Source organism: Streptomyces sp. WI03-4A (genome assembly GCF_033792105.1).
GTDB classification, from domain to species: domain Bacteria; phylum Actinomycetota; class Actinomycetes; order Streptomycetales; family Streptomycetaceae; genus Streptomyces; species Streptomyces collinus_A.
Genome location: NZ_JARAUO010000009.1, coordinates 118,422 through 143,805, shown reverse-complemented (window position 1 = coordinate 143,805; position 25,384 = coordinate 118,422). Strand labels below are relative to the sequence as shown.

At 74.2% G+C, this 25,384-nt stretch carries 15 protein-coding genes and 1 pseudogene; 9 read left to right on the top strand and 7 right to left on the bottom strand.

Annotation, left to right across the window (positions count from 1 at the left end; all coding sequences use genetic code 11):
• Window positions 1–136 precede the first annotated feature (136 nt).
• Both PV343_RS12890 and PV343_RS12885 read right to left on the bottom strand, forming a co-directional pair.
• Window positions 137–605, bottom strand: a pseudogene (locus PV343_RS12890) (M15 family metallopeptidase); the annotation flags it as partial.
• Window positions 606–629: 24 nt separating this feature from the next.
• Entirely contained in the window at window positions 630–2,486 is a 1,857-nt protein-coding gene (locus PV343_RS12885; RefSeq protein WP_319147008.1) for a coagulation factor 5/8 type domain-containing protein, read from the bottom strand.
• 322 nt (window positions 2,487–2,808) lie between these two features.
• On the opposite strand from PV343_RS12885, the gene PV343_RS12880 reads away from it, so the two are divergent.
• The 4 genes from PV343_RS12880 (at window position 2,809) to PV343_RS12865 (ending at window position 9,326) form a co-directional block, all read left to right on the top strand.
• Window positions 2,809–3,882: a DUF1996 domain-containing protein gene (locus PV343_RS12880; protein ID WP_319147007.1), complete on the top strand. Its 1,074-nt coding sequence runs from the start codon at window positions 2,809–2,811 to the stop codon at window positions 3,880–3,882.
• A gap of 66 nt (window positions 3,883–3,948) precedes the next feature.
• Entirely contained in the window at window positions 3,949–5,709 is a 1,761-nt protein-coding gene (locus PV343_RS12875) for a discoidin domain-containing protein (protein ID WP_319147006.1), read from the top strand.
• Window positions 5,710–5,765: 56 nt separating this feature from the next.
• Window positions 5,766–8,207, top strand: coding sequence for a glycoside hydrolase family 3 C-terminal domain-containing protein (locus tag PV343_RS12870; RefSeq protein WP_319147005.1), 2,442 nt, complete (start codon window positions 5,766–5,768; stop codon window positions 8,205–8,207).
• Window positions 8,208–8,285: 78 nt separating this feature from the next.
• Window positions 8,286–9,326 (top strand): LacI family DNA-binding transcriptional regulator, encoded by a 1,041-nt coding sequence (locus PV343_RS12865; protein ID WP_319147004.1) that lies wholly within the window; start codon window positions 8,286–8,288, stop codon window positions 9,324–9,326.
• 271 nt (window positions 9,327–9,597) lie between these two features.
• Here the strand turns inward: PV343_RS12865 and PV343_RS12860 are convergent, their stop codons facing one another.
• Both PV343_RS12860 and PV343_RS12855 read right to left on the bottom strand, forming a co-directional pair.
• On the bottom strand, window positions 9,598–11,664 hold the full coding sequence (locus PV343_RS12860) for a SpoIIE family protein phosphatase (RefSeq protein ID WP_319147087.1): 2,067 nt from the start codon (window positions 11,662–11,664) through the stop codon (window positions 9,598–9,600).
• 246 nt (window positions 11,665–11,910) lie between these two features.
• Complete coding sequence (locus PV343_RS12855; protein ID WP_319147003.1) at window positions 11,911–13,821, bottom strand: glycoside hydrolase family 5 protein; 1,911 nt, start codon at window positions 13,819–13,821, stop codon at window positions 11,911–11,913.
• A gap of 214 nt (window positions 13,822–14,035) precedes the next feature.
• On the opposite strand from PV343_RS12855, the gene PV343_RS12850 reads away from it, so the two are divergent.
• From PV343_RS12850 to PV343_RS12840, 3 genes are all read left to right on the top strand, one after another.
• The gene (locus PV343_RS12850) at window positions 14,036–15,208 is read left to right on the top strand and encodes a M48 family metallopeptidase (RefSeq protein WP_319147002.1); all 1,173 of its coding nucleotides are present in this window, start codon (window positions 14,036–14,038) and stop codon (window positions 15,206–15,208) included.
• 119 nt (window positions 15,209–15,327) lie between these two features.
• Entirely contained in the window at window positions 15,328–16,548 is a 1,221-nt protein-coding gene (locus PV343_RS12845) for an MFS transporter (protein WP_365015328.1), read from the top strand.
• A 68-nt stretch (window positions 16,549–16,616) separates the two neighbouring features.
• Window positions 16,617–17,093: a DUF6174 domain-containing protein gene (locus PV343_RS12840; protein ID WP_319147001.1), complete on the top strand. Its 477-nt coding sequence runs from the start codon at window positions 16,617–16,619 to the stop codon at window positions 17,091–17,093.
• Window positions 17,094–17,114: 21 nt separating this feature from the next.
• Here the strand turns inward: PV343_RS12840 and PV343_RS12835 are convergent, their stop codons facing one another.
• On the bottom strand, window positions 17,115–17,390 hold the full coding sequence (locus PV343_RS12835) for a Smr/MutS family protein (RefSeq protein WP_319147000.1): 276 nt from the start codon (window positions 17,388–17,390) through the stop codon (window positions 17,115–17,117).
• 66 nt (window positions 17,391–17,456) lie between these two features.
• Between PV343_RS12835 and PV343_RS12830 the strand changes: the two genes are divergently transcribed.
• Together PV343_RS12830 and PV343_RS12825 are read left to right on the top strand one after the other, a co-directional pair.
• Window positions 17,457–20,318, top strand: a complete 2,862-nt coding sequence (locus PV343_RS12830; RefSeq protein WP_319146999.1) for an AfsR/SARP family transcriptional regulator — start codon at window positions 17,457–17,459, stop codon at window positions 20,316–20,318.
• A 63-nt stretch (window positions 20,319–20,381) separates the two neighbouring features.
• Complete coding sequence (locus tag PV343_RS12825) at window positions 20,382–20,558, top strand: hypothetical protein (RefSeq protein WP_319146998.1); 177 nt, start codon at window positions 20,382–20,384, stop codon at window positions 20,556–20,558.
• 100 nt (window positions 20,559–20,658) lie between these two features.
• Here PV343_RS12825 and PV343_RS12820 read toward each other — a convergent pair whose 3' ends face one another.
• A complete protein-coding gene (locus tag PV343_RS12820; RefSeq protein WP_319146997.1) occupies window positions 20,659–22,071 on the bottom strand; it encodes an FAD-binding oxidoreductase in 1,413 nt (470 codons plus the stop codon).
• 66 nt (window positions 22,072–22,137) lie between these two features.
• Complete coding sequence (locus tag PV343_RS12815) at window positions 22,138–25,377, bottom strand: tetratricopeptide repeat protein (protein ID WP_319146996.1); 3,240 nt, start codon at window positions 25,375–25,377, stop codon at window positions 22,138–22,140.
• Between the last annotated feature and the right edge of the window lie 7 nt (window positions 25,378–25,384).

Sequence of the window (25,384 nt, the reverse complement as noted above, 5' to 3'; positions counted from 1 at the left end):
CCCGAGACCGCGGCGCTCGGGCGCGGTTGACGAGCCGTCACGCGGGAGAGCCGGTGGCCGTGCGCTGCCGGCCGGGGCGGGGGACAGCCCGACCCCGGCGCGGGGCGTGCCGGGGAGCCGCGGCGCGCGGACACCTTCACGATACTGCTCGGCCCCGGCGGCGCCACTCGTGCGGATCCGGCTCAGCGCGCTCCCGGGGCCCCTCCAGCGCGCTGCCCGCGCCGGTGGCGAGCGCCCAGTAGCGGTCGCCGTAGGACCAGTGCCACCACTCGGTGGGGTGGTTCACCAGCCCCGCGACGGTCAGCGCGGCGCCGAGTGTCCGCCGGTTGACGCGTGCGCGCGGGCTCAGCCCGGCGGCGTCCGTGCAGCAGGCCCCGTCGCTCTCCTCGGGGCTCGCGTCGACCCCGGGTCCCCCTGTCCGGTTCCCGCCCGTCGGCGTCGACCAGGGTGAGGTCCAGGGCGGCGCCCGCGCCGCGGGGTGCGATCTCCGGTGGCGACACGTACCGGCTCGCGGCCGCCCGCACCCGGTCCGGCGACCAGTCCGGACGGGCGGCGCGCAGTTCACCGGCGTAGCGCTCGAAGTGGAGCCGTTGCAGCGCGGGCGGTACCGCGTCGAAGGTGCCACGGTGTCAGGGATAGGACACCACGGTCGACGGGGTGGTGGAGGTGCCCGAGGTCGGTGCTCCGGTGTTGTTGATGACGTGCTCGTACTGGCCGTTGCCGCCGAGGGAGACCACCAGCAGGTCGTGGAACCTCACGCCCGGGCGGTTCGGCGCCGCGAAGCCGCTGTGCTGCACGATGGACGGGTCCACGTTGTAGTAGCAGTAACTGCCGAGGCCCCAGCCCTCGTGCGAGGTGACGTGGTCACCGACCTTGTAGGCCGCGTAGCCCTTCACCGAGCCGTTCCGTATCGCGGCCTGGTCCGGGGCGTCGTAGGCCTTCTCGTTCTGGAAGAAGACCGTGCGGCCCCGCTGGCCGTTCCACTGCACGTCGTACTTGTTGAAGTGCTCCACGAACAGGCCGGTGCACAGCACGTCGTCGCCGTTGACCACCACCCCGTAGTCGGCGCGGTTGGTCTCCCAGCCGACGCCGGTGCCGTGGTCGGCGCGCCAGACCCAGGTGTGGTCGACGACGGTGTGCCGGCTGTTGATCACCATGCTGGTGGTCGCCCTGCCCGCGCCCGCGCCGCCGATGCGCACGAAGACGTCCTGCACCGTGGTCGGGTTGGCGGAGTGGTCCTTGGCCGCGCCCGCCGGGCCGACCTCCAGCAGGGTGGGGGAATTGACCGGACCCGCGTCGATGAGGAACCCGGCGAGCCGTACCCCGTCGACGTCGGCCACCTTCAGCACCGTGGTGCCGTTGTCCGGCACCAGGGTGGCGTAACCCAGGCCGAGCACCACGGTGTCGGGGCGGCTGACCTGGATCGGCCGGTCCACGTGGTAGACCCCCGGGGTGAGCAGCAGGTGCAGCCCCTGCGCCAGCGCCTGGTTGAGGGTCGCCGCGCTCACCCCGGGCTTGGCGACGTAGAACTGCGACAGCGGCAGCGACGTGCCCCTGGGTGTGCCGTTGCCCCAGGTGACGCCCCGGGCGTTCGTCCGCTTCTCCGGCAGGAACACCCGGAACTCGTTGCCGCTGACGTGGAGGAACGGCTTCTCGCGGGAGACCGGGGTGGTGTCGAGCGTGGTGTACGGCGGGTTCGGGAAGCTCTGCGCGGGGGCGCCCTGGACACCCGAGAACACCATGTTCCACACGCCGTTGAGCCAGCTGCCGATGACGCTGTCGCGGGTGTACCACTGCTGCTGCGAGTACGGCCCCACCTGGCCGTCGACGCGGCTGTCCGCGATGTAGCCGCCGCTCGCCCAGCCGTAGCCGGACGGGGCGAGATCGAGCCCGCCGCGCACGTGCATCCGGCGGAACGGCGCGGCCTGCGCCACCGCCCAGCGGTTGGTGCCGTTGGCCGGGACGAGGGCCAGGTTCTCCGCCGAACGCCAGAAGTTCTGGGTGGCGTTGCCGTTGAACCAGCCGGCGTCGACGGTCACGTCACCGTTGATCGTCGTGTCGTCGGGGGAGAGGCCGAGCCCGGAGATCGAGGTGTAGAAGCCGATCTGGGCGTTGAGGCCGTTGTACGTGCCGGGCTTGAACAGCAGCGCGTAGCGGCCGGTGCCGAACTGGGCCGACTCCTGCTGCCGGAAGACCTGGTCGAGCCTGGCCTGGATGCCGGGCGTGCCGGGGTCGAAGACCAGCACGTTGGGACCCAGGTCGCCACCGCCCGGCAGGGCGCGCGGGGACTTGCGGGCCGCCTTCGCCGCGCGTGCGGGCGTGGCCGCGTGGGCCGGCGTGGCCAGGCCGGCCACCACGGGCACGGCGGCGGCCGCCGCGCCGAGCACGGTCCGGCGGCCGACCGGCGGCGACGCGGCGGACCCCGATGACGGTGACGACGGCGAGGACGACGAGGGCGTGGGGGAAGCGGGGGAGGAGGGGGGCATGCGCGGCTCTCTCCTTGTTCAGGAAGTGAACGAAGTGGGGCTGGGGAGCGCTCTCTCGACGTTGGATGCTTCATTGGCGTGAACGATGCGTCAAGAGTTACGACGGAATTACCGCGCCCACCGCCTGAGTGACCGTCATGTTACGTCCCCCGCCTTCGAGAAGTGAGCGAAGGTCGCGTCTGATCCTTTGGTCGATTCCCTTGACACGTTCACGTCGCCGCCCCAACACTCCAGCCGTGGGAGAGCGCTCTCCCACAGGCTTCCCGCTCTCCCGTCTCCGTACGGACTCAAGCCCCCACCTCCCTCGCCACGAGGAGCCCCCATGTCACGGAGTTCGAAGATCCTGCCGGGCGTGCTGATCACGTCCGCCCTGCTGCTGACCTCGATCGGTCTCGGCACGGTCGGCGCGGCCTCGGCGCCCCGCGCCACCGCCACGGCCGCCCACCAGGGCCATGGGACGGCCGTGTCGACCGCCGCCTCCCCGGAGGACCCCGACGGCGACGGCTACATCCCGGCCAACCCGCCGGTCACCGGCGCGGCCCCGTCCACCCAGGACCCGCCGCACCGCTACTTCCACGAGTTCCAGGCCAACTGCTCGGTCAGCCACACCAGGCCGGACGACCCGATCGTCTACCCGCAGCAGCCCGGCAAGTCCCACGACCACACCTTCATGGGCAACACGACCACCAATGCCGGCAGCACCACGGCGTCGCTGAGCGCCGGCGGCACCACCTGCAAGGCGCCCGGCGACCTGTCCGGCTACTGGATGCCCACCCTCTACAACGGCGACCGGCAGATCCTGCCCGTCGGCCCGCAGGTCATCTACTACAAGGCCGGCGTCACCGACTACACCAGCGTCCGGCCCTTCCCCAAGGGCCTCCGGTTCGTCGTCGGGAACCCGATGCAGACGGCCGACGAGTTCCGCCACCACCGCGGCTTCGTGGAGGGCTGGGAGTGCGGTGACAGCTACTTCAACACCGAGTTCCCGGCGAGCTGTCCCGACCGGGCCGACGTCCAACTCAACATCCGCTTCCAGGCGCCGAGTTGCTGGGACGGCAAGTACCTCGACACCCCCGACCACAAGAGCCACATGGCCTACCCGGTGGTCAAGCCCGGCACCAACGACAACATGTGCCCCGCCGACCACCCGGTCGCCCTGCCCATGATCGAGTTCAAGATGGCGTTCCCGGTCAACGGCGACATGTCCCAGGTCCGGCTGGCCAGCGGGCCCGGCCACAGCTTCCACTACGACTTCTTCAACGCCTGGGACGACCGCACGCTCAAGGCGCTCGTCGACCACTGCATCGTCGGCGGACTGCAGTGCGACGCGCGCGGCTACGACCAGACGCACCCGGAGGCGGGCGCGGCCCTGAACACCGACTACCGCCTGCCGTAGCGGAGAACACACCCGGATCCGCCCCCACCGCCGCCCGCCCCCACCACCTCGGAGACCCCCACCGCCATGACCCCGCCCTCCACACCCTCCCCCCGCGCGCGCCGCCTGGCCGCGCCCCTGATCGCCGGCGTGCTGACCGTCGGCGCCCTCACCGCCCTGCCGGCCGTCCAGGCCCACGCGGCCGGCAGCGTCGTCAAGGTCACCGGCACCCAGGGCAACTGGCAGCTGACCGTCGACGGGCAGCCCTACCAGATCAAGGGCCTGACCTGGGGCCCCGCCCCGGCCGACGCCGACCGGTACCTGACCGACCTGAAGTCGATGGGCGTCAACACCATCCGCACCTGGGGCACCGACGCCGGCAGCAAGACCCTGTTCGACTCCGCCGCGGCGCACGGCATCAAGGTCGTCGCCGGATTCTGGCTGCAGCCCGGCGGCGGACCGGGCAGCGGCGGCTGCGTGAACTACCTGACCGACACCGCCTACAAGAACCAGATGCTCGACGAGTTCCCCAAGTGGGCGCAGACCTACAAGGACAACCCCGGCGTGCTCATGTGGGACGTCGGCAACGAGTCGGTGCTCGGACTGCAGAACTGCTACAGCGGCGCCGAGCTGGAGCGGCAGCGCGACGCCTACACCACGTTCGTCAACGACGTCACGAAGCGGATCCACGCCGTCGACCCGGACCATCCGGTGACCTCGACGGACGCCTGGGTCGGCGCCTGGCCCTACTTCAAGAGGAACGCACCCGACCTCGACCTGTACGCCGTCAACTCCTACAACGCCGTCTGTGACGTGAAGTCGGCCTGGGAGCAGGGCGGTTACACCAAGCCGTACCTCATCACCGAGACCGGTCCGGCCGGTGAGTGGGAGGTGCCCGACGACTCCAACGGCGTGCCGCAGGAGCCCACCGACCGGGCCAAGGCCGACGGCTACACCCGCGCCTGGAACTGCGTCACCGGCCACCGGGGCGTCGCGCTCGGGGCGACCCTGTTCCACTACGGCACCGAGTACGACTTCGGCGGCATCTGGTTCAACCTGCTGCCCGCCGGCCAGAAACGGCTGTCGTACTACGCGGTGAAGAGGGCCTACGGCGCGGACACCTCCCACGACAACACCCCGCCCGTCATCTCCGGACTGAGCGTCGAGGGCGACGCCGGCAAGGTCCAGGCCGGCCACGACCTGGTCCTCGACGTGCGGGCGACCGACCCCGACGGGGACGCGATGTCCTACGAGGTCCTCGACAACAGCATGTACGTCGACCAGAGCAAGGAGCTGAACCCGCTCGCCTTCACCGACCTCGGCGGCGGCCGCCTGAAGGTCACGGCGCCCGACCGGCCCGGGGTGTGGAAGATGTACGTCAAGGTCAAGGACGGCCACGGCAACGTCGGTGTGGAGAGCCGCTCGGTCAGGGTGGTCCCGCCGGTACCAAACGGCACGAACCTCGCCCTCGGCAAGGCGGCCACCGCCTCCTCCTACCAGCCGAGCTACGGCGACTGCCCCTGCACCGCCGCCAAGGCCGTCGACGGCGACCAGAACACCCGCTGGGCCAGCGACTGGAGCGACCCCCAGTGGATCCAGGTCGACCTCGGCACCCGCACCACGTTCCGCCACGTCCAGCTGCTGTGGGAGGCCTCGTACGCGAAGGCGTACACCGTGCAGACCTCCGACGACGGCCGGACCTGGCAGACCGTGCGCACGGTGACGGACGGGAACGGCGGCGTGGACGACTTCGACGTCACCGGCACCGGCCGCTACGTCCGCATCAACGGCACCAGCCGCGGGACCGGTTACGGCTACTCGCTGTACGAGTTCGGCGTCTACGGCTGACGTCCCGCGGCGGCCGTGACAGCGGATGACAGAAGAGGGGTGACGAGGGGGTGGGGATGACCGACGAGGACGAACTCGACCGGCTGCTCGACAAGCTGACCCCGCGGGACCGGGTCCGGCTGCTCACGGGTGCCACCACGTGGCGCACCGCGGGGCTGCCCGACATCGCCCTGCGGGAGCTGGTCCTGTCGGACGGCCCGGCCGGGGTGCGCGGGGAGGCGTGGGACGAACGCGGCACCTCCGTGCTGCTCCCCTCGACCTCCGCGCTCGCCGCCACCTGGGACGAACGGCTGGTCGAGGAACTCGGCGGCCTCCTCGCCTCCGAGGCCCGGCGCAAGGGCGTCCACGCCGTCCTCGCCCCCAACCTCAACCTGCACCGCAGCCCACTGGCCGGGCGGCACTTCGAGTGCTTCTCGGAGGACCCGGAGCTGACCGGCCGGATGGGCGCCGCCCTGGTCCGCGGCATCCAGGCGCACGGCGTCGCCGCCACGGCCAAGCACTTCGTGGCGAACGACGCCGAGACCGACCGGCTCACGGTCGACGTACGGGCCGGCGAACGCACGCTCCGCGAGGTGCATCTGGCGCCCTTCGAGGCGGCGGTGGCGGCGGGCGTCCGGCTGGTGATGGCCGGGTACAACCGGGTGAACGGCACGACGATGACCGCCCACCCGCTGCTGACCGCGCCCCTGAAGACCGAGTGGGGTTTCGACGGCGTCGTGGTCTCCGACTGGGGTGCCGTGCGCGACACCCTGACCACCGCGCGAGCTGGTCTCGACCTGCTGATGCCGGGACCGGCCGGGGAGTGGGGCGAGGCCCTGCTGCGCGCCGTGGCGGCGGGCGAGGTCGAGGAGGCGGCCGTCGACGACAAGGCGCGCCGGCTGCTGCGGCTGGCCGCCTGGTGCGGTGCCCTCGGCCGGCCCCCCGTCCAGGCCCGGGCGTCGCTGCGGTCGCGGCAGGCCCGGGCCCTGGCGCGGCGCGCCGTGGCGGCCGGAGCCGTCCTGCTGGCCAACCGGGGCGTCCTCCCGCTGGACCCCGCCCGACTCGACACGGTCGCCGTCATCGGCGCTCCGGCCGCCCGCACCCGCACCCAGGGCGGGGGCAGTGCCGGTGTGTTCCCGCAGGACGAGGTGTCGTTCCTGGACGGCGTCCGGGCGGGGCTGCGCGGCCGGGCCCGGGTGGTCCACGTGCCAGGCCCGGCCCCGGACGGCCCGCCCCCGCCCCTGGACCCGGGGCTCGGCACCGACCCCCGCACCCGCGCCCCCGGCGTCCTGCTGCGCGTCCTCGACGCCTCGGGCGCCGAGCTGCATGCCGAACACCGGCTCAGCGGGCGTCAGTTGGAGCCGCCGCTGCCGCCGGGTGCGCACACCGTGGAGATCAGCGCGCGACTGCGGCCGCGGGTGACGGGGCCCTGGCGGATCGGCATCGCCGGCTTCGGCCGGCTCGGCCTCCACCTCGACGGGCGGCCGCTGCTGGAAGGGGAGTTCGGCACCACGACGGACGACCCCGCCGTGATCCACGTCAGCCCGCCGACCCAGGTGGTGACCGTGCGGCTGACCGCGGGCACCGCCCCGCTGCTCGTCGCCCGCCGGGAACTCGTGCCCGGCACGGGCCGGGCCACCGTCGTCGGTGCCGCGCCGCCCGGCCCCGGCCGCGCCGAGGCCCTGGCCGCGGCCACCCGGGCGGCACGCGACGCCGACGTGGCGGTGGTCGTCGTCGGCACCGGCGAACAGCACGAGTCGGAGGGCCGGGACCGCACCCACCTCTCGCTCGGCGCCGACCAGGACGCCCTGGTCCGCGCCGTCGCCCGGGCCAACCCGCGCACCGTGGCCGTGGTCAACAGCGGCGGCCCGGTCGAACTGCCCTGGCGGGACGAGGTCGGCGCGCTGCTGCTCGCCTGGTTCCCCGGGCAGGAGGCGGGCGGCGGCCTCACGGACGTCCTCCTCGGCCGGGCCGAGCCCGGCGGGCGGCTGCCCACCACCTGGCCGGCCGCGCTCGCCGACGCCCCGGTCACCCGCACCCGGCCGGACGCCGGACGCCTCGGCTACGACGAGGGCGTGCACGTCGGCCACCGCGGCTGGCTGCGCGAGGGGCGCACGCCCGCCTACTGGTTCGGGCACGGACTCGGCTACACGACCTGGTCGTACGAGGAGATCTCGGGGCCGGCGCTGACCCCGGCCGGGGAGGACCTCACCGTCCGGGTGCGGCTGCGCAACACGGGGCGGCGGGCCGGACGGGAGGTCGTGCAGGTCTACTTGTCCCGCCCCCGGGTGAGCGCCGTCGAGTACCCGCGGCGGTGGCTCGCCGGGTGGGCGGAGGTACGGGCGCGGCCCGGCGAGACGGTCGTCGCGACGGTCGTGGTGCCAGGGCGCGCGCTGCGCCACTGGGACGTGCGCGCCGGTGCGTGGCGGACACTGCCCGGTCCGTGCCGGGTGCTCGCCGGGCGTTCGGCCGGCGAGGTGCCGCTGAGCCTGGAGACATGGGTGGACGAGCGGGCCTGAGCACCTCCCCCGAGTACCGGGCCGCAGGCGCGGAGAGCGCTCTATGCTCCCGGCCCGCGGGGCCGTTAGGGTGCGGGCATGAGCAGACAGGCCCCGACGCTGGAGGACGTCGCCCGGGAGGCGGGTGTCTCCCGGGCGACCGTGTCCCGGGTCGTCAACGGCGTACGCAACGTGGACCCGGCGATCCAGGAGGTCGTCCGCCGGGCGATCGAGCGGACCGGGTACGCGCCCAACCGGGCCGCCCGCTCCCTGGTCACCCGGCGGGCCGAGACCGTCGCGCTGGTGGTCTCCGGCGTCGGGGACGCCCCGGAGGAGGCCCAGGCCGCCTTCGCCGCCCGGGTGTTCGCCGACCCGTTCTTCGGCCGGGTGGTCGCCGGGATCGTCGGCCACCTCCGGCCGCGCTCGGTGCACCCGGTGCTGATGTTCGCCGAGTCCGCCGAGTCCCGCCAGGAGGTGCTGACCTATCTGCGCCAGGGGCGGGCCGACGGCGCGCTGGTCGTCTCCAGTCACGCCGACGACCCGCTGCCCGCGCTGCTCGCCGAGGCCCGGCTGCCGGCCGTGCTCTTCGCCCGTCCCTCGCGCCCGGTCCCGCTCAGTTATGTGGACCTCGCCCACCGGGACGGTGGCCGGCTGGCCGCCGAGCACCTGCTCGCCCGGGGCTGCCGGCGGCTCGCCACGGTCTCGGGCCCGCTGGCGGTCGCCGCGAGCCAGGAACGGCTGGCCGGCTTCCGCGACACCCTGGCCCGGCACGGGCAGCCGTACGTCCCGGTCGCCGAGGGCGGCTTCACCTTGGACAGCGGCATGGCGGCGATGGCCGACCTGCTCGCCCAGCACCCCCGCCTCGACGGCGTGTTCGCGGCCAACGACCTCATGGCGCAGGGCGCCTGCCAGGTGCTGCGCGAGCAGGGCCGCCGGGTGCCCGAGGACGTCGCGGTCGTCGGTTTCGACGACTCCACCGTCGCCCTCACCTGCCGGCCCCGGCTCACCACCGTCCGCCAGCCCGTCGAGGAGATGGCCGCCGACATGGCCCGCCTCCTGGACGAGCACATCCACGGCACCCGCACCGCGCCCACCTCGGTCGTCTTCGACCCGGAACTGGTGGTGCGGGACTCCGCCTGATCCGGGCCCGGGGGCCGGGCCGCGGCCGTCAGACGGGCTTGCGGGCCACTCCGCCGTAGAAAGCCGATCTCCCGCGAGCGGGGCGGCGGCGGGCCGTCCGGGCGCCAGAACGGGACCTGGGCGAGGCCCGGTTCGACCAGTTCGAACCCGTCGAAGAACCGCAGCGCCACCGGCCGGTCGAAGTCCAGGTCATGGCGGGCCTCCGGGTGGTTCACGACACCCGTCCCGGCCCCACCGGCGAACGGTTCAGGACGGCTTCGCACATCAACTGTCAGGGTTGCGCGGGCAGTTGGGCGGCGCGCAGCAGCAGCATCGTGACGTCGTCCGTGCACTGGCCGGTGGGCCAGGCATGGTGGACGAGGCCGTCGGCGAGCTGCTCCAGGTCCCGGTCGTCGGCCGCGGTGAAATGCCGGAGCAGGTCGGAGGTGGCTCGTGAGGCGTCCTGCCCGGGCCGTTCCACCAGACCGTCGGTGTAGAGGGCGAGGATCGCTCCCGGTGGCAGCGCGGCGGAGGTGACCGGGTAGCGCACGTCCGTGCCGATGCCCAGCAGGGGGCCTGGTTCGACGTCCAGGACGCGCCCCGCCCCGGGGCCCTCGCGCAGGAGCGGGGGCACATGGCCGGCGCCGGCGAGGGTCAGCCGGCCGTGCGTCAGGTCGACGTGCGCGTAGAGACAGGCCACCAGCAGGTCGGACTCCAGGTCGACCAGCAGCCGGTTGGTGCACGCCAGGACCTGGTCCGGTGGCGCGCCGGCGGTCGCGTGGGCGTGGACGGCGGTGCGCACCTGGCCCATCAGCGTGGCCGCGGCGATGCTGTGGCCCTCCACGTCGCCGATGACCGCGGCCACCGTCGTGTCGTCCAGGCGCAGCAGGTCGTAGAAGTCCCCGCTGACGTCGACGCCGTGGCCGGCCGGCAGATAGCGGGCGGCGACCGACAGGCCGGGCACGGCGGGCATGGTGCGCGGCAGCAGGGCTCGCTGGAGTTCGTGGGCCAGGCGGTGCTGGGTGTCGTAGAGGCGGGCGCGGTCCAACGCCTGGGCGATCAGGCCGGCCAGCGAGGTGAGGACGGCGCGCTCGTCGGCCGTGAACGCGTGCGGTTCGTCGTACGACAGGATGCAGCAGCCCACCGGCCGGCCCGTGATGACCAGCGGCAGGAACGCCCAGGCCTGTTTGTCGCTGAGCCGGGGAGCCCGCGGATGGTCGCGGCCGAGGTCCTCCGGGCTGCCGAAGAAGGCGGGGATGCCGCTGGTCAGGACGTGCCCGGCCGGTGTGACGTCGGTGTCGAGGGGAAGGCCGTCCAGGCGCTCGATGATGTCGTCCGGGTAGCCGTGGTGACCGGTGATCTTCAGGCGCCCGGCGTCCGCCGCCGACAGCACCGTCGCCTGGGCGCCGAAGGCGGGGAGGATCTGGTCGGCGAGCAGCGCCACGAGGTCGCGGACGGTGACCGCCTCGGCGAGGGCCGCGGCCAGGTGCACCAGTTGGTACAGGCGCCCGGTCGGCGCCGCCGAGGGCCGTGCGGCGGTGACGGGCGCGGTGTCCGCCGCGCGCTGCTCGTCGCGCCGGGTGATCCGGACGCTGATGCCGCTGCTGTCCGGGTAGAGCCGGAAGGTCAGCCACTGGTCGGGCGGGCGGAGAGCGTCGAAGGAGAAGGGGACCCGGCTGATCACGGCGGTGCGGTACTGGTCCTCGTAGACCGGGTCGTCCAGCCACGGCAGCGCCTGCCAGGGCCGCGCGCCCAGCAGACGCTCAGCGGGGCTGCCGAGGAGCCGGGCGGCGGCCGTGCTGACGAAGGTGATGCGGCCCTCCAGGTCGAGCGCGACGGCGCCTTCGGGCAGTCGTTCGAGATAGTCGACGGCGGTCAGGTGCGTGTGCCCGCTCTGGCGCGCCGTCTCCAGCGTGAGGGCCCGTGGCTCATCGGGGAGGACGGGCGGCCGGGGCGAGTCGTCCAGCAGCCGGGCCAGCCGGTGCGCGCTCGCGACGATGTGGCCCCGCTCGCGCGGCGACGCGTCCCGCGGGCGGTCGCCGGGCCACATCAGCACCATGCCTCCCCAGCGGCGGCGCACCCCGCTCAGCGGGACGGCGGCCAGCGAGAACCGGTACGGCAGGGCGGCCGCCGCGCGCGGGTAGCGGCGTGTCATCTCTTCCTGGCCGCCGACCCACACCAGCCGGTCGTCCCGGATCGCGTCGGCGACCGGCACGGGCGCGTTGAGCGGCTGGCGCTGCCACGGCCGGCTGAACTCCACCGGCAGCCCGGAGATCGCCACCAGTCGCAGCATCGGTGCCGTCGGCGCCGAGTCGTCGATCAGATAGACACCGCCGATCGAGGCACCGGTACGCCGCATGACGTCGGTCAGGCCGGTCCCGAGCACGTCGTCCGGCGCCCCGCCGCCCACCGGCGGGCCGCCCTCCTGCCCCGTGTCCCGCGCGTACGGCCCGGCGGGTTCGTCACTCTGGGTGTCGACCGCCTGACCATGGGACGTATGGCACTCACGCGACATATCAGGACGATATTCCCGCCCCCGATCATTGCCAAGACGGGGCACCGACGGCGACCTCCGCGCCACCGCCGGGCCCGGCCGGTCACGCGCTCACGGCAGGGCGCGGCACAGCAGGGCGTCGGGCCCGGGGCGGCTGCCGAACCGGGTGGTGAACGCGATCCCGGCGGCGTACTCGTCCGCCGCGCACTGCCCCTTGTGGTCGCCCTCGGCGAAGTCACCGCCCGCCGCCCCGCCGGGACGGTTGTCGGACCGGTCGAACCACACCGTGCGGGCGGCCCCCGCGAGCGCGGTGCGGCCCGGCACGCACAGCGCCGCCGACACCCGCTCCCCGCGCACGCTGTAACCGGTCAGGAGACCGCCCGGCGGGCACTGGAGCTTGGTGTACCCCGACGCCCAGTCGCCGCCGGCGGGCACGTACCGCTCGTCGGTGACGACGGTCTGCCCCGCGTCCGTGGCCGGAGCCGCCGGCCCGGCGTCGGTGCACAGGCCGCGGCCGCTGGTGTGGCCCAGGCCGATCAGGCGCAGGCCGTCCGGGCAGGCGGCCTTGCGGGCCCCGGAGTCCCAGTCGCCCGTGGCCCGTGCGCGCAGCGACTCCACCGCGTCGCCGTGGTCGGTGGCGAGCATCCGCCACACGGGCACGGATGCCACGGGGCCGGTCGTGCCGGGCGCGGACATGAGGTGCCGCCAGGCCGGACCGCGCCAGTCGGTGGCGTCGAGCACACCGGAGTGGTGCCCGGCGCTGTCGTAGCGCAGCAGCGCCCAGTCGTCGTGGCCCTCGAAGCCGACCAGCGGCCAGTACGCGAAGTCGGCGTCGTGGTCGGCGAGGTAGTCGGTCATATTGCCGAACCAGGTACGGGCCGCCGGGTTCGTCTCGCCGCTCCCGATGCCGAACTCGCTGACCCAGACGGGCGCGGTGTAGTGCCGGCCGCTCTCCTCGACGAAGAACGCCTCGTCGTCCAGCGCGGCGCCCAACTGCTCGCGGGTCATGTCCTGGTAGCGCGCGTCGTGCGTCTCGCCGATGCCGGTGGCGCCGCTGTGGTGCGGGCCGGTGTACCCGTAGAAGTGGGCCGAGTACACCAGCTTGTGGGCGTCCACGAGGGTGTGCGAGAGCGTGCGCACCGGGGTGAGTTGCGGCCGTCCGTGCGGGAGGCCGTCGACGGGCAGGCCGGTCCAGTTGATGCCCTCGACGACGATGAGCAGCCGGGGGTTGGCCTCGGTGAGGATCCGGTCCGCGGCGAGCTGGGCGGCCGCGTACCAGTCGTGGTCGTCGCCCAGGCCCCAGTTGGGGTCGTCCAGGACGTTGCGCCTGACCTCGTTGTACAGGTCGGCGCCCACCACGCCCGGGACCCCGGCGTAGCGGCGGGCCATGAAGACCCAGTCGTCGGCCCACTGCCGGGAGGACTGCCCGGTGTTCCACCGCTCGTTGCCGTCGACCCCGCAGCACCAACGGGAGGTGTTGGTGTGGTTGTTGAGGACGACCGCGAACCCGCTCCGGCTGAGCGCGTCCACGACGGCGTCGTAGACCTGCAGCGGTGTTCTGCCGCGCAGCTGCGGGTTGGCGCCCACGGCGCTGTCGGGCACCGCGGCCGTGCTGTGGATCATCTCGTTGGAGAACGGCAGCCGGACGGTGTTGACGCCCAGTTCGTGGAAGTCGGCGAGCAGCCCGTCCAGCGGCACGCGGTCGAGACCGAGCGGTATCCCGTGGGAGTCCTGGCCCGCGTGATGACTGGCGGGATCGCCGATGTCGCCGCTGCCTGTCCAGGAACCCTGCGCGCCGTCCCAGTTGGCGCCCTTCAGCCGGAAGCGGTCACCCCGGGCGTCGACGATGTAGCGGCCCCGGGTGGACAGGGGCGGGTACCAGGTCTCGGCCGCCTCCGGGGCGGCGGCCGGGGCGGGTGAACGGGGCGGCGGCGCGGCGGACGCCGTCGTCGTCTGCGCGGCCAGGAGCACGAGGCCGGCGACCGCTCCGGCCAGACGCAGGACAGTTGGTGCCATCGACATGTGGACAGCCCTCGGTTGGTGTGGGGGAACCGTTCTCCGGGGCAGTACGGTGCCCTGTCCCGCCGGGAAGGTCCAGACGGCCGACGCATGCGACGCGATCCGCGCACCGCGGCAGCTCAGATGTAGCTCAGACCGCTTGCCCCGCCTTCCGTCACGGTGATCGGATCGGCACCTGTTCGAGCGGCAACGACCGTTCACCTGTAGGGGGAAGCACATGGAACACGTGCGTCATGACAGACCAGCGGGCTCCGCCCACGTCGGTATGCCGGGCGCGGCCGCGTACGCCGTCGCCGGCCTGGTCCATCTCGTCACCGGGGCGCTGTTCACCGGTAGCCTGCTGCTGATCGTCGTCGGGTTCCACACGGTGACGCAGCCCTTGATCGGCTTCGTGCTGCTGGTCCTGGCGCTCGCGATGCGCCCGCGCGTCGGACGTCTGGATCCCGACCTCCCCACGCTTCGGCCCTCGGACGCACCCGCCCTGTTCCGGCTGCTGGACGAGGTGGCGGACGCGAGCGGGGTACGGCACGTCGACGCGGTCCAGTTCAGTACGGCGTTCTCCGTGACGGTCACCCGCTACGGGATCCGGCGCAGGCGCTGCCTGGTTCTCGGTCTCCCGCTCTGGGTCGCCTGCCCTCCTCAGCAGCGCGTCGCCGCCGTGGCCCAGGCGCTCGCCCGCACCGCCCCGCACGACATTCGGTCCGGCGCGTTCGTCGGCATGGCACTCGAATCGCTCACCGCGGGGTTGCGGACGCTGCGCGCCAACGGCGACGCGTACATCGAGTGGACCAACGACCCCACGGCCTGGCGCGCGGGCGACGTGGCGGGCGGAGCACGGCGCTTCAACGCCCGGGCCAGGTCGAGCGAGTGGCTGCTGTGGATCCCGAGGACGGCGATGACCGCGACGGCGCGCCTGCTGCTCCGGCTCACGCTGCCGGCCACCCGGAACAGTCAGCTGGAGGCGGACGACGCGACCGCCCGCACGGCTTCCTCGGAGGCCGCCATCGCCGCACTGAACGACCAGCGCCTCGCCCGTGCGATCGGCGTGGAGATGCACCGTCTCGTGATCGAGACGAAGACGCTTTCCAGGAAACGGCCCGCCACTGCGTCCCAGCCGGACTTCTGGGAGGCCATCGCCTGTCACGCGGCACTTCTGCGCGAGACTCGTGACAGCGACCGGCCCACCGGAGCCGAGGCTCCCGCCCCGGCGTCCGACGCCGGCCGTGACCCCTTCGACGCGCTGCGCGTGACGCGCCTGGCGGACCACCCGCGACACCCCGCGACGGTCAGCCTCGACGAGGCCGGCCTGAGCCGGATAGCCGACGAACTCCGCACACCGGGACAGGCGTTGCTCGCCAAGATGATGCGGGACGGCGCTGTGCCGGCCTGAGCCGGTCGCGCTGGACCGGCGCGGCCGGGGCCGGCCCGGAGGCCCGACGCGTCCCCCGACGGCGGAGCGCGGCGTTGCGATCGCACAGGGATGCCCCTGACCTGTGGCTAAGGTGAAGCGTGAGCAGCAGCGAGACAGACGACGGACACCGGCGGGGGCGGCTTCGGCCCGGGTACAAGGCCGCGGCGGGCGTGTTCGCCGTCGGGATGATGGGCACCACCTTGCCCACGCCGCTCTACGGCCTGTACCGCGAGGAGATCGGCTTCTCCGAACTGGTCGTGACGGTGGTGTTCGCGGCCTACGCGGTCGGCGTCATCGTCGCCCTCCTCGTCGCGGGCGGCTTCTCCGACGTGCTGGGGCGGCGGCCGCTGCTGCTGGCCGCGCTGGGGCTGGGCGGGCTCAGCGCCGTCTGCTTCCTGGCCGAGGGGGGTCTGCCGCTGCTGTTCGCGGGCCGGGTGGTGTCGGGCTTCTCGGCCGGAGTGCTGAGTGGCACCGGCACGGCGGCCGTCCTCGACCTCGCCCCACCCGGCAGGCGGGGCCGCGCCGGACTGGCGGCGACCGCCGCCAACATGGGCGGCCTGGGTCTTGGCCCCCTCGTGTCCGGCATCCTCGCCCAGTACGCCCCGGCGCCGCTCAAGCTCCCGTTCGCCGTCCACCTGGGGCTCCTCGCCGTCGCCACCCTGACCGTCCTGCTGCTCCCCGAGACCGTGCCCAAGCGCGACCCGCGGCCGTCGCTGCGGCCCCAGGGCATGACCGTCCCGCCGGAGGTGCGCGGGGTCTTCGGACCGTGCGCCCTGGCGGCCTTCGCCGGCTTCTCCGTGCTCGGCCTGTTCACGGCCGTGGCCCCGGCCTTCCTCGACCAGACGCTCGGGGAGCACAACCTGGCGGTCGCCGGTGCCGTCGTCTTCTGCGTGTTCTGCGCCTCGACCTGCGGACAGCTCCTCATGGGCCGGATCGGCTCCCGCAGAGCCCTGCCCTGGGGCTGCGCAGTGCTCGTCGCCGGACTGCTCCTCATCGGCGCCTCGCTGCTCCTGAAGTCCTTCCCGCTCCTGCTGATCGGGGCGGCCACCGGCGGCGTGGGTCAGGGGATGGCGTTCCGCGCGGGACTCACCGAGGTCAGCTCCGCGGCCCCCGAGACCCACCAGGGCGCCACCATCTCGGCGTTCTTCGTCGTCGCGTACATCGGGATCTCGCTGCCGGTCGTCGCAGTGGGCGCGATGACGCTGGCGCTGAGCCTGCGCGGTGCCGGGCTGGTGTTCACCGGGTGCGCGGTGCTGCTCGTGGCGGCGGTGGGGGCGTGGCTGCGGCACAACCTGCCTCCGGAGCCGGCGCAGGCGTGACAGCGGATGAACGTCTCGTCGTCCACCGGCGTCATAGGAGAAACCGCCGGCGAAGGTGAGAGGCCCAGATGAGACCCGCCCGTTCCGCACACCGTTTTCCGCTGCCGCGCCTGGTGCTGGTCGCGGCGCTCGGCTGGGCGGCCGCCGCCTGCCAGGGGCAGGCCCGGCCCAGCCCGGCCGAACAGGCCGGGAGCACCGCCTGGACGGAGCCCTCCGCGTACACCTACACCCTGACGTCGACCGGGGGAGAGCGGCTGCTGATCGGCACGTTCCGGGTGACCGTACGCGACCGGAAGGTGGCACACGCGGTGGGGCTGGACGAGCAGGGCCGCGCCGTGGTGCGCCGGGCGCCGGACGCGGTGCCCACCCTCGGCGGACTGCTGAAGGAGCTGGCCGAGGCGCGGCGCGACGGCGCGGACACGGCGGAGGTGCGGTACGCGGGCGCCGGGCACCCACTGCGGATCACCCTGGACCGGTCGGCGGACGCCGTCGACGACGAGGCGCGGTACGTGATCAGCGACTACGCCGTCACCGGCGGGCGATGACGAGCGACCGTCAGGTGACCGTCACTTGAAATAGACGAGAACCCGCCCCGCGTTGCCCGAATCGACCTCACGGCGGACGTACAGCCTCCTGATCTGCTTCTGGTCGAGGAACGCCAGCACGCGCTCCTTGAGCCGGCCCGACCCCTTGCCCGGGATGATCTCCACGACCGTCTCACCCGAGTGGTTGGCCCTGAACAGGAACTGCCGCAGCGCGAGTTCGATGTCGCGGTTGTTGCGGAAGATCGGATGGAGATCGAGCGACATCATGCGGGCCTCCTCGGTGCGCGGGACGAACATACACCTTGTGACTGAGGGTCACGGAATGACGTAGAGTGACGGGAAGGGGTGCGGAGGGGGAGAGGCGTGACGCCGGAGACAGTGCGGTTCGCGGTGCTCGGACCCGTCCGTGCCTGGCGGGCGGACACGGAGCTCGACCTCGGCGGCCCGCGGGAACGGGCGCTGCTGGCCCTGTTGCTGGTCCGTGCAGGTCAGCCGGTCGGGACGGCCGAGATCATCGACGTGCTGTGGGGCCCGAGCCCACCCGGTACCGCCCTCAGCATGGTCCGTCGGCACGTCGGTTCCCTGCGCCGCCTGCTGGAGCCGGGGCTCCCCGCCCGGGGCGCGGGCCGCTGGCTGCTCCGGGGCGCCGGCGGCTACCGGATGGTCACCGACAGTCACTCCCTGGACCTGCTGCGGTTCCGCGCGCTGCTGGACGAGGGCCGCCGGGCCGCCGCCGCGGGGGACCCGGCGCGGGCCACGGAACTGCTCACCGGCTCCCTGTCCCGGTGGCAGGGCCCCGCCGCCACCGGAATCCCCGCCGAGGTACGCGCCCACGCGGCGTTCGGCACTCTGGACCGTGAGTACCTGGCGGCCCTGAAGGACGCCGCCGACGCCGCGCTCGGCGCCGGCCTGCCCGCCACGGTCCTGCCCCGGCTCCGCGCGGCGGCGGCGGACCACCCGCTCGACGAACCGCTCCTGGCCCGGCTGATGCTCACCCTCTCGGCCACCGGCGCACGGGCCGAGGCACTGGCCGCCTACCGCGCCGTGGCGTCCCGGCTCGCCGACGAGCTGGGCATGGACCCCGGAGCGGAACTGCGCGACGCCCACACCGCCGTGCTCGGCCGCACACCCCCCTCGGCCCCCGGAGCACCCTCCACCGGGACGCACGACGGCGGGGGACCGGCGAACACCCCTCCCACCGTCCAGCAGGCGGTCCTTGTACCCGCCCAACTCCCCTACGACCTGGACACCTTCACCGGCCGCCGGGCCGAACTCGGCCAGGCGCTCGACCTGTTGTCGAGCAGCACGGGGGCCGCCGACACGGTCGTCGTCAACGCGATCGGCGGGATGGCCGGTGTCGGCAAGACCACGCTCGCCGTGCACTGGGCGCACCGGGTCAGCGACCGCTACCCGGACGGACAGCTCTACGTCAACCTGCGCGGCTTCGACCCGTCCGGCGCCGTCATGTCACCCGCCGAAGCCGTCCGCGGCTTCCTGGACACGCTGGGAGTGCCCCCCGAGCGGGTCCCGCGCGACCTCGACGCCCAGACCGCCCTGTACCGCGACATGCTCGCCGGCCGCCGCTTCCTGATCCTGCTGGACAACGCCCGGGACACCGAGCACGTACGGCCGCTGCTGCCCGCCGCGCCCGGCTGCCTCACCATCGTCACCAGCCGCGACCAGCTCACCGACCTGGTGACGGCGCACGGAGCCCACGCCCTCACCCTGCGGCCCCTCGACGTGGCGGAGGCACGCGAACTCCTCGTCCGCCGCCTGGGCGGCGAGCGCACCGTCGCCGAGCCGGACGCCGTCGCCGAGATCACCGCACTGTGCGCCGGACTGCCCCTGGCGCTCGCCTGCGTCGCCGCCCGTGCGGCCACCCACCCGCACTTCTCCCTGTCGGCCGTCGCCGCCGAACTCCGTGAGGCCCACGGCAGCCTCGACGCCTTCAGCAGGGCCGACACGTCCGCCGACGTCGGCGCGGTCTTCTCCTGGTCCTCCCGCGCCCTCTCACCCGCAGCCGCCCGCCTGTTCGGGCTGCTCGGCCTGCACCCCGGCCCGGACGTCACGGCACCCGCCGCGGCCGCCCTCGCCGGGCTCACCGTACCGGCCGCACGCGCACTGCTGACCGAACTGAGCCGGCTGCACCTCATCAACGAGCACACCCCGGGCCGCTACGCCTTCCACGACCTGCTGCGCGCCCACGCCGCCGAACTGGCCCACGCCGAGCACGACGGCCCCGCCCGCCGGGCCGCCGTGGACCGGCTGTCCGGGTTCTACCTGCACACGGCACACACCGCCGGTCTGCTGATCGCGCCCTACGCGGACGGGATACCGCCCGGCCCGGCACCCGAGGACACCCGCCCCGAGCCGCTCGCCGACGACGAGCGGGCCCTGGCCTGGCTCACCGCCGAGCACGCCGTGCTGCTCGCGGTCGTCCACGCGGCCGCGCACTCCGGTGCGGACCGCCTGGCCTGCCTGCTCGTGTCGTCCCTCGAACGGTACTTCGACCGGCAGGGGCACTGGCACGACTGGGTGGCCGTCCAGCACACCGCTCACACCGCGGCGCTGCGCCTCGCCGACCCCGTCCTCGAAGCCCACAGCGTCCGTGGCCTGGCCCGCGCCGAGGGCCGGCTGAACCTGCCCGACGAAGCCGCCGTCCACCTCGCACGCGCCCTGGAACTCTTCACCGGGCTCGGGGACGACGCAGGCCGGGCCAGCGTCCACCGCAGCCTCGCCTGGGAGGCCGAGCAGCGCGGCGACCTGCACGGCGCGCTGCGGCACGACCAGTTGGCGCTCGACGTGCTCCGCGCCACGGGCAGCCCGGCCGCTCGGGCCTCCGCCCTCAACGCGGTCGGCTGGTCCCACGCGACGCTCGGGGAGTACCGGCAGGCCCTGGACCACTGCTCCGAGGCCCTGGCCATGCTGGAGGAGCTGGGCGACCCCGTCGGGCAGGCCGCCACCTGGGACAGCATCGCCTACGCCCACCACCACCTCGGCGACCATCCGCGGGCCCTCGCCGGCTACCGCCGGGCGCTCGCCCTCTACCAGGAGGCGGGCGTACCGGCCGAGGAGGCCGGCTCCCTGGTCCGCATCGGCGACGTCCACCGCGCCACCGGCGACCACGATGCCGCCCGGGCCGCCTGGCGGAGCGCCCTCGCCCTCTACACCGAGCTGTCCCACCCCGATGCCGAGCGCATCGGGGCCCGGCTCGCGGAATCCTGAGCGGTGTCGCCCCGCCGGGGTTGCCGGAGGAGTATGGAGGGTGAGCGAGCGAAGGGGGCCGTCATGGGAAACGGAGCCTCGGAGTACGACGAAGGGCTGTACTCGCACACGCCCTCCCAGGCCGAGGGCGAGCGCGACGAGCCGACCGAACGTACCGGCGTGGAACAGCACCCGGACGTCCCCCGGTCCGAGCCGTCCCAGGCCGAGGGCGAGCGGGTGCAGGACACCGGAAGGGCCTGACACACCGGCACAGGAGCCGGCGGGCCGGGGCACGCGGTCGCGCGCACCCCGGCCCGCCGGCTCCTGTGCCGAGCGCCTGGTCCCCGACGGCCGGCCGCGGTCAGGCGGCGGCCGACGGGCGGATGTTCTGGTTGAGCCGGAACAGGTTCGTCGGGTCGTAGGCGTCCTTGACCGCGACGAGCCGCTCGCGCACCCCCTCGGGATACGCGGCGCGCACCTTGTCCTCGGCGCCGTCACCGGTGAAGTTGACGTACGTCGTGCCACGGCCGTGCCGCGCGATGTCGTCACGGGTGGCGCGCGCCCAGGCGACGTGCGCGTCGAAGCCCGCCGCGTCGGGGGAGCGCGCGATCACGTTGCACAGCATGCCCTGCTCGCGCTGGCTGAACGCGGTGGCGTCGGCGGGCACGCGGGCGAAGGCACCGCCGAGCTGATGCAGATGCAGCTCGCTGGACGGCGTCGGCGTCTCCCGGTGGTGGCGCAGTACGGACTCCAGGGCGGTGTCGGAGGGGTCGATGAACGCCGAGGTGAAGTAGTTGTGGGCACCGGCCGTCCACAGCGGGTCGATCAGCGACTGCATCGCGGTGTACGGCATGGGGCCCATGACGTCGGCGAGGGGCGTGCCCAGCTTCCGCAGCGGGGCCACGGCCGTCTCGCCGGTCGCGAGGTCGCCCGCGTACATGCCCAGCAGCGCGACGATCCGGGTGCCGTGGACCTCCTCCGGCAGGAACGGCAGGGGTGGTGCCGTCGTCAGGTTGACCAGGGTCGTCAGGTCGTCGGGCATGTCCCCGGTCAGCTCGCGCCAGCCCGTGACCACCTGCCGGGCCTGTTCCGCGGGATAGACGATCAGGCCGCCCAGGATCTGCGGGCCCACCGGGTGCAGTCGGTACTCGAAGGAGGTGACGATCCCGAAGTTGCCGCCGCCGCCCCGCAGGGCCCAGAACAGCTCGGAGTGCTCCGTCGGGTCTGCGCGCACCACCCGGCCGTCCGCGGTGACGACCTCGGCCGCCGTCAGGTTGTCGGAGGCCAGCCCGTGCCGCCGCAGCAGCCAGCCCACCCCGCCGCCGAGCGTGAAGCCGGCGATACCCGTGCTGGACACCAGCCCACCGGTCACGGCGAGGCCGAAGGCCTGCGTCTCGTGGTCGAGGTCGCCCCAGGTCATGCCCGCCTGGGCGACCACCCGCCGGCGTACGGGGTCGACGAGGGCGCCCTTCATCCGCGACAGGTCGATGACGATGCCGTCGTCGCAGGTGGAGAACCCGGCGATGCTGTGGGCGCCACCGCGCACGGCGAGGGGCAGGTCCTGGCTGCGGGCGAACTCCACGGCGCGGATGACGTCCGCGGTCCCGGCGCAGCACACGACGAGCGCCGGGTGCTTGTCGTGCGCCCCGTTCCAGACGGCGCGGGCCTCGTCGTACCCGGCGTCGTCCGGGCGGACGACGCTGCCGCGCAGACCCGCTTCCAGTTCGGCGATGGTGGCGTCGCCCAGGACGCCCCGTGCGGTGTCGATGGACATGGTCGGCTCCTCGTGTCGAATGTGCTCTGACCGACACCAAGGACCGTAGGCAGCGGCTCTTAGCACTCACTCAGCAGCCGCTTTGCGGGCTGGTTCCGGCGGCACCGCGCGCCGCAGCAGGGCGGGGCCCCGGGTGTCGCCGAGCCGTGCGAAGAGGTCACCGGCCCAGTCGGCCGCCGCCCGGGCGTCCTCGCGCTCGCCCGCCTGCGACAGCAGCCGCGCCAGCATCAGGCCGACCCAGCCCGCCGCGGAGGTCGACCCGGCGACGTGCTCCAGGCGCCGGGCGCGGTCCAGGAGGCGGCGGGCGCGCCCCGTGTCCCCGGCCTGCCGGGCCACGAGCCCCAGGTGCAGCAGGCTGTTGACGGTGCCCGGGATGTCGTCGGTCTCCTCGAAGCCGGCGAGGACCCGGGCCAGCGTCGCCCGGGCGGCCTCGGTGTCGCCCTCGGCCAGGTGCAGCAGGCCGAGGCAGCCGAGGGTGATGCCCTCCTCCCGGCGGTCGCCGAGCCGGCCCCGGATCGCGAGGGCCGCGTCCAGGCACTTGCGCGCCGCGTCGAAGTCGCCGCGGCCCCGGTGGATGTTCCCGAGCGCGTTGAGCGCGAGGGACTCGCCGTGCGGGTCGTCGAGCGCGCGGAAGCGGTCGGCGGCCTGCTCGGCAGCCGCGGCGGCGGCGCCGGTGTCGCCGTCGAGGCGGCTCGCCCACGCGAGGTTCACCAGGGCGTAGCCCCGGGCGCGGGACGGGCCGACCGCGCGGCCGGCGAGCACCGTCTCCTCGAAGAACAGCGACACCTGCCCGGCCGCCGCGTCGTCCTGGACCGCATAACCCGGTGTCATGACGGGGAAGAACCGCTCGCTCGCGGAGTCGACCTCGTCGAGCAGGCGCAGCCCGGCCGTACAGGCGTCGCGGGCGGCGGCGCCCTGGCCGCGGCAGACGGCCCAGACGCCCTCCAGCTGTGCGGCGGCGGCCGACACCGACGGGTCGCCCGCCTCCTCGGCGAGCGCACGGGCCAGGTCGAGGGCGGTGCGGGCGCGGTCCGGGGTGCCGCGCATCCACAGCAGGACGGCCTGCTGGCAGTGGGCGTACGCGAGCGCCGCCGGGTCCCGGCGCAGCCGGTGGATGGCGACGATCTGCTCGGCGATGTCCTCGAGCGGGGCTCCGTCCCCGAGCCGGATCGCCAGCACGGCCTGGCCCATCAGCGCCCTAGCCCGCTGCGGCGTCGGCTCGGGCGCCGCGGCCAGGGTGTCGTCGAGCCAGCAGCGGCCCTCGGCGAGCCGTCCCCGTTCCGGCCAGAACGACCGCAGGGCGACGGCGAGGCGCAGCGCGTCGGCCGGTTCGTGGCGCAGGAAGGAGCGCAGGGCGGCCCGCAGGTTGCCGTAGTCGGTCTCCAGTTCCAGCGAGGTCGCGCCCGACACCCCGGTGGCCCGCTCGTGGTCCCGCGACTCGGCGAGGGCCAGGTAGTGGCGCCGGTGCCGGGCCTCGGTGGCCGCGTCCTCCCCGGCGGCCCGCAGCCGTTCCGCGGCGTACTGCCGGATGGTCTCCAGCAGCCGGTAGCGGACCTCGTCCTGCCGGGGTTCCACCCACACCAGGGACTTGTCGGCCAGCCGGCCGAGGAGATCCAGCACCGGGACCGTGGGGGAGCCGTCCGCGCACACCTCCTCGGCCGCGACGAGGGAGAAGCCGCCCGAGAAGACCGCGAGCCGCCGGAACAGGCGCCGCTCGTCGTCGTCGAGCAGCCGGTGGCTCCACTCCAGGGTCGCCAGCAGCGTCTGCTGGCGGGTCGCGCCGTACCGGCTCCCGCGGCCGAGCAGGGCCAGCGCGTCGTCGAGCCGTTCGGCGATCTGCAGCGGGGCCAGCACGTGCACCCGGGCCGCCGCGAGCTCCAGGGCCAGCGGCATTCCGTCGAGCCGGAAGCAGATCTGGGCCACGGCCGCCGCGTTGCCCGGGGTCAGCGCGAAGCCGGGGGCCGCGTCCGCGGCCCGCTCCACGAACAGCCGTACGGACGCGAAGCGGCCCAGCTCCTCCACGGACGGCAGCCGACGCGGGTCCGGCAGCTCCAGCGAGGGCACCCGGAATGTGCACTCCCCGTAGCTGTGCAGCGACTCGCGGCTGGTCGCCAGCACATGGACGCCGGGGCAGCGGGCCAGCACCTGCGAGGCCAGCGCGGCACTCGCGTCGATCAGGTGCTCGCAGTTGTCCAGCACCAGCAGAGTCTCCCGGCCGGCGAGCTGTGCGACCAGCGCGTCGCGCGCGGCCCCGGTCGGCGGGAGGTGCAGCCCCAGGGCGGCCGCCACCGCCTCGGGCAGCAGGTGCGGTTCGGCGAGACCGCCGAGGTCCACGAACCACGCCCCGTCCCGGAAGCCGTCGACCCGGCGGGCCGCCACGGCGAGCGCGAGCCGGGTCTTGCCGCAGCCGCCGGCTCCGGTAAGGGTCAGCAGCCTGCTCCGCCCCAGCAGCCGTGCCACCTCGGCCATCTCCCGCTCACGGCCCACCAGGGCCGTCGCCGGCGCGGGCAGGTTGTGCCGCGGAGGCCGCGGGCGCGGGTCCGGGGCCTCGACCGAGTCGGTCAGCAGTTCCCGGTACAGCCGGCGGGTCCGCGGGTCGGGATCGGCGCCGGTGGCCTCGCCGAGCGTGTCCCGCAGCCGCTCGTAGACGGCCAGCGCCTCGGGGCGCCGTCCCGCGTCGGCCAGGACCCGCATGAGGGCCCGGTGGCCGGGTTCGTGGAGCGGGTCCCGAGCGGTCAGGACCCGCAGCACGTCGACGGCCTCGTCCGTACGGTGCTCGTGCTCCAGAGCCTCGCCCAGGCCCAGCCGCAGCGCGGTGAGCCGGGTCTCCAGGGCCCCCGCGGCCTCGTCCGCCCAGGGCTCGTAGCGGTCCTCGGGCAGCAGCCCGGTGGCGGCCAGGGCGAGCGCGGCGCGGTGGTCGGCCACCCCGCCGCCGTCCGAGGCCCGCCGTGCCGCGGCGTCGAACGCGTCGAGGTCGATCCGCACCCCGCCGTCACCGTCGTCGCCGCCGAGCAGGACCATGTCGTCGCGGAGCACCACGACCTCGCCCCGCGCGCCCGCGGACGCCAGGGCCCGGCGTACGGCGTGCAGCACCTGGTGGAGGTTGTTCGCGGCGGCCGCCCGGTCGAGCTCGGGCCACAGCAGGTCGTAGATCCGCTCCCGGTGCATCCGGTGCCCCGGTGCGAGGGACAGCAGTTTCAACAGGCTACGGGCCTTGCGCAGGCGCCACGCCCCGGCGGCGACCGGGCGGCCCTCGACCGTCACGGCGAACCCGCCGAGGAGCCGGATGCACACGTCCTCGCCCATCGCTGCC